Source organism: Paenibacillus agaridevorans, assembly GCF_018604145.1.
GTDB lineage: Bacteria > Bacillota > Bacilli > Paenibacillales > Paenibacillaceae > Pristimantibacillus > Pristimantibacillus agaridevorans.
In genome coordinates this window covers 7,442,076-7,455,000 of the sequence record NZ_CP075889.1, presented here as the reverse complement: position 1 = coordinate 7,455,000, position 12,925 = coordinate 7,442,076, and the positions used below count along the sequence as shown (strand labels likewise).

Annotated in this window: 11 protein-coding genes (1 of these 11 running past the window's edge); 2 read left to right on the top strand and 9 right to left on the bottom strand. The window is 55.7% G+C overall.

The annotated features are described in order from the left end of the window. A protein-coding gene (ligA, locus tag KJW29_RS29910; protein ID WP_214631383.1) for an NAD-dependent DNA ligase LigA crosses the window boundary here: on the bottom strand, nt 1–1,684 show its 5' portion. It extends 311 nt beyond the left edge of the window; the window shows 1,684 of its 1,995 coding nt (coding positions 1–1,684); its start codon is at nt 1,682–1,684; its stop codon lies beyond the left edge, outside the window. A gap of 74 nt (nt 1,685–1,758) precedes the next feature. Then, nucleotides 1,759–4,161: a DNA helicase PcrA gene (gene pcrA / locus KJW29_RS29905; protein WP_214627368.1), complete on the bottom strand. Its 2,403-nt coding sequence runs from the start codon at nt 4,159–4,161 to the stop codon at nt 1,759–1,761. 186 nt (nt 4,162–4,347) lie between these two features. Here pcrA and KJW29_RS29900 point away from each other — a divergent pair, with 186 nt between their 5' ends. Continuing rightward, a complete protein-coding gene (locus KJW29_RS29900) occupies nt 4,348–4,719 on the top strand; it encodes a hypothetical protein (RefSeq protein WP_087569377.1) in 372 nt (123 codons plus the stop codon). 57 nt (nt 4,720–4,776) lie between these two features. On the opposite strand, the gene KJW29_RS29895 is transcribed toward KJW29_RS29900, so the two are convergent. The 6 genes from KJW29_RS29895 to KJW29_RS29870 all read right to left on the bottom strand — a co-directional run bounded on the left by KJW29_RS29895 (nt 4,777) and on the right by KJW29_RS29870 (nt 11,180). Further along, on the bottom strand, nt 4,777–5,133 hold the full coding sequence (locus tag KJW29_RS29895; protein ID WP_214627367.1) for a DUF4183 domain-containing protein: 357 nt from the start codon (nt 5,131–5,133) through the stop codon (nt 4,777–4,779). 77 nt (nt 5,134–5,210) lie between these two features. Next, nucleotides 5,211–5,903 (bottom strand): heptaprenylglyceryl phosphate synthase, encoded by a 693-nt coding sequence (gene pcrB, locus KJW29_RS29890; RefSeq protein ID WP_214627366.1) that lies wholly within the window; start codon nt 5,901–5,903, stop codon nt 5,211–5,213. Nucleotides 5,904–5,973: 70 nt separating this feature from the next. Next, complete coding sequence (locus KJW29_RS29885) at nt 5,974–7,458, bottom strand: carboxypeptidase-like regulatory domain-containing protein (protein WP_214627365.1); 1,485 nt, start codon at nt 7,456–7,458, stop codon at nt 5,974–5,976. After that, nucleotides 7,458–7,796: a hypothetical protein gene (locus tag KJW29_RS29880; protein WP_214627364.1), complete on the bottom strand. Its 339-nt coding sequence runs from the start codon at nt 7,794–7,796 to the stop codon at nt 7,458–7,460. Before KJW29_RS29880 ends, KJW29_RS29885 begins: the two co-directional genes overlap by 1 nt. Next, nucleotides 7,774–8,358 (bottom strand): RNA polymerase sigma factor, encoded by a 585-nt coding sequence (locus tag KJW29_RS29875; protein ID WP_214627363.1) that lies wholly within the window; start codon nt 8,356–8,358, stop codon nt 7,774–7,776. Before KJW29_RS29875 ends, KJW29_RS29880 begins: the two co-directional genes overlap by 23 nt. A 293-nt stretch (nt 8,359–8,651) precedes the next feature. Then, nucleotides 8,652–11,180 carry a U32 family peptidase gene (locus KJW29_RS29870; protein ID WP_214627362.1) on the bottom strand — a complete coding sequence of 843 codons (2,529 nt, stop codon included), beginning with the start codon at nt 11,178–11,180 and terminating at the stop codon, nt 8,652–8,654. A 322-nt stretch (nt 11,181–11,502) separates the two neighbouring features. On the opposite strand from KJW29_RS29870, the gene KJW29_RS29865 reads away from it, so the two are divergent. Next, the gene (locus tag KJW29_RS29865; protein ID WP_087569384.1) at nt 11,503–12,471 is read left to right on the top strand and encodes a sugar phosphate isomerase/epimerase family protein; all 969 of its coding nucleotides are present in this window, start codon (nt 11,503–11,505) and stop codon (nt 12,469–12,471) included. Nucleotides 12,472–12,669: 198 nt separating this feature from the next. On the opposite strand, the gene KJW29_RS29860 is transcribed toward KJW29_RS29865, so the two are convergent. Beyond that, a complete protein-coding gene (locus tag KJW29_RS29860) occupies nt 12,670–12,885 on the bottom strand; it encodes a hypothetical protein (RefSeq protein WP_087569385.1) in 216 nt (71 codons plus the stop codon). Between the last annotated feature and the right edge of the window lie 40 nt (nt 12,886–12,925).

The window sequence follows — 12,925 nt, the reverse complement described above, 5'->3', positions numbered from 1 at the left end:
CATAGATCGGATTGCCGAAGAAGCCGACGATGCTCTCCGCCACGATGCCGCCGATGTCGGGCAGCCCTACCAGTTCCTCCGCCGTCGCGGCCATAATTGCGTCCAGGCTGCGGTAATGGTCAGCGAGCATTTTGGTCGTGGCTTTGCCCGTATTGGGAATGCCAAGCGCGAACAGGAACGCCGCCAAATCGCGGCTCTTCGACTTCTCCAGCGCCTCCAACAGCTTGAGCGCCTTCTTCTCGCCGAAGCGCTCCAGCTTGATGAGATCGTCGAATCCAAGCGCATAAAGATCCGCTGGGTCGCGCACCTCGCAATCCGTGTACAGCTGCTCCGCCGTCATGATGCTGAACGACTCGATATCCATGGCGTCGCGCGAAGCGAAATGCGTGATGCGGCCGATAATCTGCGGACGGCAGCCCAGGTTGTTGTTGCAGAACAGATGCGCGCCGCGCTGCTCCAGCTCCGTCCCGCAGGACGGACAAACGATCGGGAACACGATTTCCCCGCCGAGCTCATCGTCCGCTTTGCCCAGAATCTCCGGAATGACGTCGTTGGAGCGGCGAATGGATACAAGCGTGCCCAAGGCGTTTTTCAAATTTTTGCGTTCGATGTCGCCGATATTGTTGAGCGTACAGTTCTGCACCGTCACGCCCGCCAGCTCGACGGCTTCGACCCGGGCAACCGGCGTGATTTTGCCCGTGCGGCCTACTTCCCAGGACACCGATTCGAGAATCGTCGTCGTCTCTTCCGCTTCGAACTTGAACGCAACCGCCCAGCGCGGGAACTTGTCCGTATAACCGAGCGCCTCTCGCGTCCGCATATCCGTCAGCTTTATGACCGCTCCGTCGATCAGGAAATCGAACGTGAGTCGTCTCTCCGCGATGGCTGCCAGTTCGGCCTGCACCTCTTCGATCGTGCTGACGTACTTCACGTACGGATTCACCTTAAAACGATTGGCGATCAGGAATTGCTGCAGCTCCAGATGATCCTTAAAGGACACGCCCTCAGCATAGCCGATATTATAGATAAATGCGTCCAGCTTCCGCTCCGCCGTCACAGCGGGATTAAGGTTGCGAAGTGCCCCGGCTGCGGCGTTGCGCGCATTTTTGAGCGGCTCGGCCGCGGTTTCGTTATATTTGGCAAGCACGGACAGTCCCATGATACCCTCGCCCTGCACCTCCAGGATGCCTTCCTTGAACGGAATGTGAAGCGGAATGGAACGGATCGTCCGCACCTGCGGCAGAATGCCCTCGCCTACCGTGCCGTTGCCTCGCGTAGATGCCTGCACCAAGCTGCCGTTCTCGTAGGTCAGGTTCAGCGTCAAACCGTCGAATTTCAGCTCGATGACGTAGCTTGGCTGCGGCAACGGCTCGACATTCGGATTTTTTGCGTTATAGTCCGCTACGGCCTTCTGTACGCGAGCATGCCAGGAAAGCAGATCCTCGTTGTCCTGCGCCTTGTCAAGACTCCATAAGCGGGCACGGTGGCGGTGCGGATCAAAACCCTTGAGCAGCTCGCCGCCCACGCGAAGCGTCGGCGATTCGGGCAGCACGAGACCTTCCGCCGCTTCCAGCGCAACCAGCTCATCGTACAGCTTGTCGTAATCCGCGTCATTAATGACGGGATTGTCCAACGTATAATATTGATAATTATGCTCTGCAATGAGCGCGACAAGCTCTTGCATCCGTGCCGAACCAACGTTCACGAGCCGAACCTCCTCCAAATTGGCGAACTAATCTTTCTTGTAGCCCGGTGCTGCTATACCTTCTTGATCGGCGCGAAACCCGCAAGCAGCCGCTTGATGCCGACCGGCGCCGGGAACGCGACTTGCAGCTCCATATCGTTGCCCGTCCCCTTGACGGCGACGATGGTGCCCTCGCCCCACTTGCCGTGGGCGACGCGGTCGCCGGCCGCGAAGTCTCCGCCGCCCCCTGCGGAGGCGGAGCTTGCAGCGGCAGAGGCGCCGCCGGCTGCCGCCGCTGTCTTGGCCGCGCGGGCGGCATCCAGCGAGGTGGTGACGCGCACGCCGCCACCTCCGCCGCTTCCGCCCGCGGCGGCCCTGCCGCTCCCCGCGCCGAAGCCGGGGGAGCGCGTTCCTGCAGCGGCGGCTGGCGAAGCGCCGCCGCCGATTCGTCCCGGCGTGCGGGCGTAGCCGCCTCCGCCGCCGAAGCCGCCGTTACCTCCGCTGCCTCCGATGGCGGTGGACGCGCCTTGCTTCAGGTTGTCCGGGATTTCGCCCAGGAAGCGCGAAGGCATGTTCATGTTCGTGCGGCCAAACAGCGTCCTCATGCGGGCGCAGGTTAGATAGAGCCGCTGCTCGGCTCGCGTAATGCCTACGTATGCGAGACGGCGTTCTTCCTCGAGCTCCTCGTTGTCGGTGAGCGCACGGCTATGCGGGAAGACCGTCTCCTCCATGCCGATGATAAACACGATCGGGAACTCCAGACCCTTGGCGCTGTGCATCGTCATGAGCACGACGGCGTCGTCGTCCTTCTTCTCTTCTTCCGCATCCTTGCCCATGGAGTCGATGTCCGCAATCAGCGCCAGGTCGGTCAGGAACGCGACAAGCGACTTGTCTTCGTTGCGTTCCTCGAAGTCCATCGTAACGGAAAGGAACTCTTCGATATTCTCGATGCGAGCTTTGGATTCCAGCGTATTTTCGCGCTGAAGCTCTATCTTGTACTGGGACAGCTCCAGCACCTTCTCCGTCAGCTCCGTCACCGTCAAATAATCGACCATCGCCGTCAAATTATAGATAAGTCCGTAGAATTCGCCCAGCAGCGCCCTCGTCCGACCGTTTACCTCGACGTCGCCGAGATCGCCGAGTACCCGGTAAATCGACACGCCGCGCCGAGCGGCCTCTTCTTCCAGCTTGCCCACCGTCGTGTCTCCAATACCCCGCTTCGGCACGTTAATGATGCGCGTCAGGCTGATATCGTCGTCCGGATTGGACATAAGGCGCAGATAGGCCAGCAAATCCTTGATTTCCTTTCGGTCGTAGAACTTAATCCCGCCGACAATCTGATACGGGATGTCCGACTTGATCAGAATTTCCTCGATCACCCGGGACTGGGCGTTCGTCCGATAAAGGATGGCATGATTGGAGAAGCGACGTCCTTTGTTGACGTTTTTGCGAATCTCGCCCGTTACGTAATACCCTTCGTCATGCTCCGAATCCGCCTGGTAGAGCGAGATCAAATCGCCGGGTCCCTGCTCCGTCCACAGCTTTTTCGGCTTCCGGCCCGTATTGAGGTTGATCACCGCGTTCGCCGCGTCCAGAATATTGCCCGTCGAACGATAGTTCTGCTCCAGCATAATCGTCCGGGCTTCGGGATAGTCGCCCTCGAAATTGAGAATGTTCGTAATGTCCGCGCCGCGCCAACGGTAGATGGACTGGTCGCTGTCGCCTACCACGCAGATGTTGTGATGCTTGTCCGCCAGCATGCGGCAGAGCATGTATTGCGCCCGGTTCGTATCCTGATACTCGTCGACGTGAATGTACCGGAACTTGTTCTGGTAAAATTCCAGCACCTCCGGCATTTCCTTGAACAGCCGGATCGTCATCATGATGAGATCGTCGAAATCCAGGGAGTTGTTGCTCCGCAGCCGCTTCTGGTACATCGCGTATACTTTGGCCACGATTTCGTCGAAGTAGTCTCCGATTTTCCGTTCCAGCTGCTCCGGCGTCACCAGCTCGTTCTTCGCGTTGCCAATCGAGGCTTGAACGGCCTTCGGCTCGACCTTTTTCGTATCGATATTAAGATCCTTCATGCAGTTGCGGATAACGGAAAGCTGGTCCGAAGAGTCCAGAATGGAGAAGTTGGACGTAAAGCCGATCCGGTCAATATCCTTGCGCAAAATACGCACGCACATGGAGTGGAACGTCGATACCCAAATATCCCTGCCCGATGGACCGACCAGCGCTCCGACCCGCTCCTGCATTTCCCTTGCCGCTTTATTTGTGAACGTTATCGCCAGAATGCTCCACGGCGCTACTCTTTTTTTCTCGATCAAATAAGCGATGCGGTGCGTCAGCACCCTCGTCTTGCCGCTGCCCGCTCCGGCCATGATGAGCAAAGGGCCGTCGGTCGCGAGAACCGCTTCGCGCTGCGGCGGATTCAGCTTCTGCACCGCCTGTTCGATGCCGATGGAATTAAACATGATTGTACTCCTTTGTTCGCCATTTTGTTCGCCTATTCTCAGTTTAGACAACGCATCCCATACTGTCAATTTGCACTTTTTTGAAAGGAAGGAAGCCCTATGAATCCGGGCATCCGGACGCACGCGAATGTCCGTTTCAATAGAGTGGACTCTAGCATCTATTAGTGAGTAGAGGAGGTGATTATTATGGCTAGCTTGATTCTCCCCCGCGCGTTCACGGTAGCGGTCGCCTACGACGTCCTGAACTACTTCATGATCGCCCCTGTCGGCGGCATCAGCCTGCCTGCTGCCACGGCGACCGACATCGGTCCCGCGGTCGAAACATGGCTGGACGATACGGGCGCGACGGTTACGACATTCGCCGTCGATATAAGCACGCCCCCGGCTGGCACTGAATACGCCTACCAGTTAATCGTAGACGGACAATTGCAGGAAGAAGGTTTGGTCACAAGCGTTACCGATGCTGTGCTGGAGCTGACTTCCGCAACGGCAGCTACGATTCCTTCCGAGGCACGCGTCGTATTTACGATTTTCCAGGTTGTGACGACGTATTCCTGACGAGTAACAAACAACACCCTTCAGCTCACGGGCTGCAGGGTGTTGTTCTTTGTTGCATTAACCTTTAATGACGATAAATTGGGCAATAATGCGCGAGCCCTCGGGCGGCGGCTGATCCGACACGAAGAGAAGCATGCCGGGGTACACCGCATATACTTCCGGCGATTGCAGCATGCCGTCTACGAATACGTTCGTTAACGAGATGCGGGTCGGATCGGGGATGCGGCTGTCATATCCCGGCATGGCCTCGCGTGGCGTGAACATTCTCCGTTCCCCGTCTCCCAAGGCGTAATAATAATAAGGATGCGCCGACAGCAGACGCCTCTTCCTCCCCTGCTTGCACTTGCCCCCGCTCTTGGGAGCCGAAAGTTTGCCCTTCCGCTCCCTGGCGCAGCTTGCGATGACCGCCTTCATCTCCTCACTCCTGACCAGCCTCGTTGACTACTATTCTATTATAGTCGGACCGATGCCGCAGGGACGCCTCCAACGGCCTATTTATACACCGCCGCCACCGTCGACAAAGCTGCAGCCAGATCGCTGTACACAATATTGCCCACAACGACCGTATGCGCATGCTCTCCCGCCAGGCGCGCTTTCTCAGGACTATCGATTCCGCCGCCGTAGAATAATCGGGCCGAGCCGATCGCCTGACGCGCGCTTCGCAGCAGCTCCATGTCGCCGAATCGGCCGCTGTATTCGATATAGATGAGGGGCAATCTCATCAACTGTACCCCCATACGGATATGTGCAATCAGCTCATCGGCCACAAGCTCCGTCTTGGCGCCCGTCAGCTTGGCGGCGGTAGCATCCTCGTTCAATATAATATAGCCCTGCGCCGCAGTCTCCTCCCACGGCACAAACGTCCCGTACTCCTTCAACCCTTCGATTTGGTTGCCGAGTATCCACTCCGAGCGATCCGTATTCAGCACGATGGGCACGAAATAACCGTCAAACCCCGGAACCGCTCCATCCATGGTGGATACCTCCAACGCGCAATCCAACTCATAACGGCGAACGCGCGACATTAAATCGACGGTATTCTCAAAGGTGACACCGCTAGAACCTCCGATTATAATTGCATCTGTGCCCGATGTGCAGATCGCGTCGAGCGCTTCATCCGATATCGTCTTGTCGGGATCAAGCTTGAAGGTATGCCGCCACTTTCCAAACCATTCTTCTTTCATCTATTTGCACGCCCCGCTTCTTGTACATTACAGCCGTATTTCTCTATGCTAAGTCAGGGCGTGGTGTCTGTCAAACCCGCTTCTTCTTCTCAATGCGTTCGCGCAGCATATTTATAAATTCCTTATCCGACTCCCCCGGCTCTTGAATGCGTTCCATATAGGCAAGCGCTTCTGCAGGATTGCCATCTTCCTTGCCAATGCCTTGATCCGCTAATCTCGCCAACACTCGAAGCGCATGGTCATTGTTCCCTTCCAGCGTGTATGCTGCGATCGCTTCCTCATACCGCGCGGCGATCACGAGACGGTCTCCCTCCGACAAACCATTGTCCTCCACTCGAAAGATCGGCGTAATGGCGTCTTCATGCAGGAAGTATCCCGCAGAGCTCGACAGCTTGCGGTCATGCTCGTCGTAAGCGTCAACCGACCAAGCGAACTCCCCTCCCGGATAGAGCATGCCCAGCAGTCCGGCCGTACCCAGCGTCACCTCTCCATCTTGCCCGTAGCTTTTTCCAGACATATTGTAGTCGCGATTGCGCTCGCGAATGGAAAACACGGCTTCTTGACCGGTATATTTTTGATCCGATAACTCGGTTGTCGTAGAGCCTGTGTACTTGCCGTTCCGATCATTGTGCAGATAGGAGATGTTGAGCTTGTAATATTCCGCTCCCTCATAAGGCTTCCACCGAAGCCGCAGTTCATCTCCTTGAATGAGCTCCTTGCGCCCCGGGGATACCGCGATCACTTGCGGCACAAATAGCACATCGTGCCCGGCTGTGGCCATACCGTCAATAACTACCGACTTCGACTCGGACTCCGTCATATAGTAACCGCTAATTTGCTCCGTCCGTACCCCAACCGCTACATCGTATTCGCCGGAATCTATCCCATAAAACCGATATCGTCCGTTTTCATCCGTCATCGTTGCCGGGTAATGGGTTAGCGGAGGCGAATAATACGTAGAATCATCCGTTCTCTGCAGCATGACGAATGCATTTGGAACAGGTTGGTCGCCAATACGGACAACGCCTTCCAAAGACGCCTTCCCTTCTTGCACATGTCTCGACTCCAGAATAGCCAGATACGCCTTCTGCTCCTCCCTGGATATCCACTCCGCGCCTCCCATCCTATCAATCTCGTTCAGCAAGCTCTCTGCCCGTTCCCAGTTGCCCATCCAAAAATGCATCAAAGCCAGATTGTAGGAAACATTCGTCATCTGCTCCGTATGTCCATATTGTGCGAGCAGCTTCTCCAGCTTATCGATCACGTCGGCACGCTCCTGAAGGTCAAGCTTCGTATGGCCAGTACCGCTGGATGATGCGCCCCCGGATGATTTGACAAAAATATAATCGCTCTCGCCTCTTCCCGTCTGATTCGCAATGTCCATGGCAAGCCGATTAATTGCGGGCCTCGCGTAGTTATCGTTCGGGAACCATTGCAGCAACGCCTGATAATAACCCTGATGGTACAAAAAAGACGGAAGCTCTTTATAGCCGAACCACCCCAGTAGCAGCAGCGTCACCAGCATACCCGCCAGCGTTCTTACCCTTAGCCGCATTAACGATCCTCCCCTTCCAATTGCGAAGCATAAAATACGCCAGCGGTCGATACAATGATCCGTTCTTCTTGCTCAGCACCCTTCCCTAACGTATCCGCCGCCATATTCGCTTGCATGGAGTGGGCTTGCTGCCAGCCATACAGGGGTATTGCGATAAGGAGAAAAACCACAGCTGCGGCAACTGGCGCCGGAATCCGGATTTCCCGATTCCACCAGGATGGACTCGGCGCATGGGCGCGCCTCAGAACAGCCGCTTGCATCTCCTCGCTGAACATCACCGGTTCCATCTCCTCGCGAAGCTGCTCTTGTAGCTTCTTATCCTCCCCAGCTTGATTCATACTCCCAGCCTCCTTCTTCCAATTGCTGCTTCAGCTTTTTTCTTGCCCTATGCAACTTGCTCTTTACAGTACCCTCCGACTCTTGCAAAACATCCGCAATCTCTGCAATTTGCATCTCATGAAAATAATAAAGGACGATAACTTCCCGATAGAGCATCGGCAATCTTCCGATTTCCTCACGCAAGGTCATTTTGTTAAGCCAATTGGCGGAGCCAGGTTCCTCGTTGCCAGAGGACTCTGGCCAGTCATCAGCATCTTGCACCAAATCCATTCGTTCCCGCAAAAAAAGCCGCTGCCACGACGCTCGCCGCATTCTGCTTCTACATAAATTGATGGCAATCCGGAGCAGCCATCCCTTCAATGAACCGTCCCCCCGATATTGATCCGCTTTTCGGAATGCGGTCAGAAAGGTCTCTTGGCTTACATCCTCCGCCAAATGTCGGTCTTTCAGCAGCAATGAAGCCGTTCGAACCACATCGTTGCCGTAACGCTCCATCAACCATGCCAATGCGGCCTCGTCGCCTCTCTTTAACTGTTCGATCCACTGCCGTTCCCCGTCCATCCTGTCACCTGCCTTACCGATCCGTTACATGCGTTAATTCTTCATCTCATTAATCATTTAGCATGATAAATATCACCTGTCGCACTTCTCTACCGTATACGATGCGGTCAACATGCCTTCAGGTTGCATGGAATAGGCCAATTTGTGATTATTCGAGCCTCGCTTCAAGTCGTTTTTTTTCAAGAAAAAGGACCTCGTTCCCCACTTTGCAGTGGAATTCGAGGTCCTTTTGCGCATAAATTGGAACGTTCCCCTATTCGAACATTTTGGGACAGCCCCGTATCCTTACGACTCTATTTCACCAACTGTCCGCGCGTCACGCCCAACTGGTTTGTCGCTTTCAGACTGCGCCATACTTGCGTGCCGCTTATGCGGCCGTCCAGCGCGTCGCGGTAGAGCGAGAGCACCTCGCCGACTTTGTCGCCCGTCTCTTCCAGGAACTCTACGCGGAAGTGGTCCACGCCTAGCTCCAGGAAGTTGCGGATGTACTCCGCCCCGGACTGCTCGATGGCGTTATACACCGTGTTGCGGCAGCCTTCGTCGACGCGGACGGGGTGGGACATGCCGATCCGGTCTTGCAAGGAAGCGCGATGCTCCTCGCATGGACGTCCGCAGTTCGTGAAGTCCGTGCCTTCGCTCATGAAGGTGCAGTAGACGCAATGCTCCGTATGGAACATCGGCAGATGCTGATGGATGACGACCTCCAGCTTAGACGTGTCGGAACGCTCCAACAGGTCGACCATCTGCTGGATGTTGAGGTCATAAGATGGCGTGATGAGATCGACGCCCGCTTCGGCGAACAGGTTTACGGCTTTGTGATTCGCCACGTTCAGCGAGAAATCGCCGATCAGCTTAGGGAACGAAGCGTCCGGATGCTCCATCTTCGCCTTCAAATAGTAATAGAGAGCGCCCGTGTTGCGTACAAGGACGGCGTCCGGCTTCAGCTTCAGGATATTGGCATGATAGCCGTTCTCCCCGGGCATATGAATACGCGGAGTCGCGAGCGCGATCGGTACGCCCGCGCGGCGAGCAGCTTCCACGGCAGCCGGGAACTGCTTAATGAATTCGAAGTCGGCATAAATGTACGAGACATTCGCCTCAATCGCCGCTTCCACTTGCTCCAGGCTGCGACACAACGCCGTCAGTTTGGCCGACTTGCCGCTGCGAACGGCATCCCGACGCGCCGTGCCGTTGCTGGCCGCGTCGGAGAACGAATCAACCGTATGCTTGACGTATACCGGAGGCTTCGGCCGTTCTCCCGCCAGAAGCTCCACCGCTTCGCGGCGCATCCGGTTGAGCTCACGCACCGGCACGATCAGGTCTCCCTGCAGATAAACCTCCAGCTCGTCCAGTTGGAAGACCGTTCCGCCCAGCCTGCCCAATTGATCCTCGAGCAGCGCCGCATCCATGGGACGCTTCTGCGCTTGCTCCAGCATCAGCTCGGAGGCAACTTCAACGGTCGTTCCTTTCTGTACATCCGTCCAGAACGTGCGAAGCGGCTCGCCAAGCGCTCCCGTTACGCGCACGTGCAGCGGGAAAACGCGATACGGCTTATCCGTCTCGAACGTGGCGCGCAGCCGCTTGTCGAGCGCGGGATCGCTGGTCTTCCAGACCCGATCCCCCACATGAACCTTGCGCAAATCTACGTCGTTGCGTCCCGGCACGATCTCGATAAGCGTTCCTTCGGCAGCTTCCGCCTCCAGCTTTACGCCTTGGCGCCTGACGTCGTAAACGCGCCCGCCTTCTTCCTTCTTCGTGGGATCGCCGGCATCGAATACGATGCCGTCGCCGCGCTTGAGCGGAGCTTCCAGACGAACCGTCACCGCGTCTCGCATGATCCGTTCCACGCGGCCGAGATATACGCCCCGGCTCTTAGGGAATGTCCCTTCGACGAGCTGCTTGTTGTTCGTCCCGTCCAGGAAGCCATGCGTAAATCCGCGCGAGAAGCTTTGCTGCAGCTCTCGAACGTCCTCCTTGGACGGTTTCTCCATATTGCCGTCGAAGTAGTTGTCGATCGCCTTGCGATATTTGCTGACGACGTTGGCTACATATTCCGGACTCTTGAGGCGGCCCTCAATCTTGAACGATGTAACGCCCGCCTCGATCAGCTCCGGCACGAGATCGATTGCCGCAAGATCCTTCGGCGACAACAGGTAGGCGATATCGCCCATCGGCTTATGCTCTCCATCCACCATGAGATCGTAGGGCAAGCGGCACGCCTGCGCGCATTCGCCACGGTTCGCGGAACGACCGCCCCACATCTCCGAAGTCAGGCACTGTCCGGAGTAAGATACGCAGAGCGCTCCGTGCACGAATACTTCCATCGGCAGCTTGGCCTGTTCACCGATCTTTTTGATCTGCTTCAAGTTGTTCTCCCGACCCAGAACCACTCGCTCCAGATCAAACGGCTTCGTAAATTCCACCGCCTCTGGCGAAGTGATTGTCATCTGCGTCGAGCCATGAATCGGAAAATCCGGAGAAAGCTCGCGAATGAGCTTGACGAGTCCCAAATCCTGCACGATAACCGCATCCACGCCTGCGTCGATACACATCTCGATCAGCTTCTGCGCATCTCTAAGCTCATCCTCGAACACAAGGATGTTAAAGGTAAGGAAACCCTTCACCCCATACGTATGGAGAAAGGCCATAATCTCTGGCAGCTCCTCGCTGCGAAAGTTGTTGGCGCGGGCACGCGCGTTAAACTTCTCCACGCCGAAAAAGATCGCGTCGGCTCCGTTCGCTACCGCCGCCCGCATGCATTCCCAATCGCCGGCCGGAGCCAGCAGTTCTATATCCGATCTTGTTAATTGCGTTGTCAACATGTGTACCAAATTCCTCTCGGCGCGGCCTAAAAGAGGTTGTTCAAAAAGTCATCGAACTTTTTGAACTCGCACTTAAAGACTCTTCACGCGTTTCTCATTAATAGCTTCTCTCTCGTATTCGCTTCCCCTAGTTTATCAAACGATGAGGTCGTATTCCAGCGTACATTACTGCCAACTGCGCCAAGCTCGTTCCTCTTTTGCCTATTTATTATGCGATTTTGTCTAAAATGCAATTTCCCACATGTCTATCCGCAAGGAAAGTGGTATACTAATGGCGGTTATGAAAACAATCCATCTACTGGATTCGGGAGGTATATGAAGGATGAAATTAGGCGTATTCAGCGTACTGTTCGCTCAGAAGCCATTCGAAGAAGCACTCGACTACATCGCCTCGAAAGGTCTCGACGCGATCGAGATCGGCACGGGCGGATATCCCGGCAATGCGCATTGCGATCCGGACACACTGCTTGCAGATGCAGGAAAGCTGAAAGCGTTTAAACAAGCAGTCGAATCACGCGGTCTGATGATCAGCGCACTCAGCTGCCATGCTAATCCGCTTCACCCGCAAAAGGCGCTTGCCGCTCCGGACGACGCCGTCATCCGCAAGACGATCGAGCTTGCGAACCGTCTGGAAGTTGAAGTGGTAAATACATTCTCCGGCTGCCCGGGCGACCATGAGGATGCCAAATATCCGAACTGGCCGGTTGCTCCTTGGCCAAACGACTTCCAGGATATTCTGAAGTGGCAGTGGGAAGAGAAAGTTATTCCTTACTGGTCCGAAATCGGCGGTATCGCCGAAAAAGCCGGCGTAAAAATCGGCCTGGAGCTGCATGGCGGCTTCTCCGTTCACAGCCCGGCTACCTTGCTTCGTCTTCGCGAAGCGGCAGGCAACGCGATCGGCGCTAACCTTGACCCAAGCCATATGTGGTGGCAGGGCATCGATCCGGTACAAGCCGTCCATATTCTTGGCCGCGCCGGCGCGATCCATCACTTCCATGCGAAGGACACGACGATCGATCCAATCAACGTAAACCGTCATGGCGTAACGGACATGCAGTCGTATTCGCTTATGCTTGACCGCGCATGGCAGTTCCGTACAGTCGGCTTCGGTCATGACCTTAAAGTATGGGCAGATATCATCAGCGCGCTTCGCCTCGTGGGCTACGACTACGTCGTCAGCATCGAGCACGAAGACGGCCTGATGTCCGTAGACGAGGGCTTCACGAAAGCCGTCGCCAACCTGCAGCAAGTCCTCATCCGCGAACCGCTGGGCGAGATGTGGTGGGTTTAATCCGCTCGTAACGCCTTGTTTGGCGAAATGATATGCTTTCCTATTTTTATAAGAAACGGCTCCTCGGGCTTCGCGCCAGAGGAGCCGTTTTTTTGGCCTCATAGATAAGTCAAATCGGGAGGAAACCTTCACTCCTACTATTTAAAAAAAGCGGCCTGCCGAGATCACTCGACAGACCGCTTCTTGTTTCAAAGGCCTCTACGCCAGCCAAACCTTAAAGATCATCACATAGTCGATGAACAGGAACAAACCGAGCGCTACGGTCGTGAAGCCAATAGCAAACAGGTTTTTCCTTGGACGCGCCATAATGAGCCGCACAAAGCCGATTGCAATAATGACCGTAAAAGCAAGCATAAACCAATCGAACGGGTCAATCGCGCTTGTTTTTGTAGCTTCTTCTGCTAGGAACAACATAGGGGGACCTCCTCCAAGTCACACGTAACCTAATCTTAGT

Coding starts and splice junctions, on each gene's coding strand:
- KJW29_RS29860 (WP_087569385.1), bottom strand. CDS start 12,885: ATGTTGTTCCTAGCAGAAGAAGCTACAAAAACAAGCGCGATTGACCCG.
- pcrB (WP_214627366.1), bottom strand. CDS start 5,903: ATGAAAGAAGAATGGTTTGGAAAGTGGCGGCATACCTTCAAGCTTGAT.
- KJW29_RS29900 (WP_087569377.1), top strand. CDS start 4,348: ATGGCTAGCTTGATTCTCCCCCGCGCGTTCACGGTAGCGGTCGCCTAC.
- KJW29_RS29870 (WP_214627362.1), bottom strand. CDS start 11,180: ATGTTGACAACGCAATTAACAAGATCGGATATAGAACTGCTGGCTCCG.
- pcrA (WP_214627368.1), bottom strand. CDS start 4,161: ATGTTTAATTCCATCGGCATCGAACAGGCGGTGCAGAAGCTGAATCCG.
- KJW29_RS29865 (WP_087569384.1), top strand. CDS start 11,503: ATGAAATTAGGCGTATTCAGCGTACTGTTCGCTCAGAAGCCATTCGAA.
- KJW29_RS29880 (WP_214627364.1), bottom strand. CDS start 7,796: ATGAATCAAGCTGGGGAGGATAAGAAGCTACAAGAGCAGCTTCGCGAG.
- KJW29_RS29885 (WP_214627365.1), bottom strand. CDS start 7,458: ATGCGGCTAAGGGTAAGAACGCTGGCGGGTATGCTGGTGACGCTGCTG.
- KJW29_RS29895 (WP_214627367.1), bottom strand. CDS start 5,133: ATGAAGGCGGTCATCGCAAGCTGCGCCAGGGAGCGGAAGGGCAAACTT.
- KJW29_RS29875 (WP_214627363.1), bottom strand. CDS start 8,358: ATGGACGGGGAACGGCAGTGGATCGAACAGTTAAAGAGAGGCGACGAG.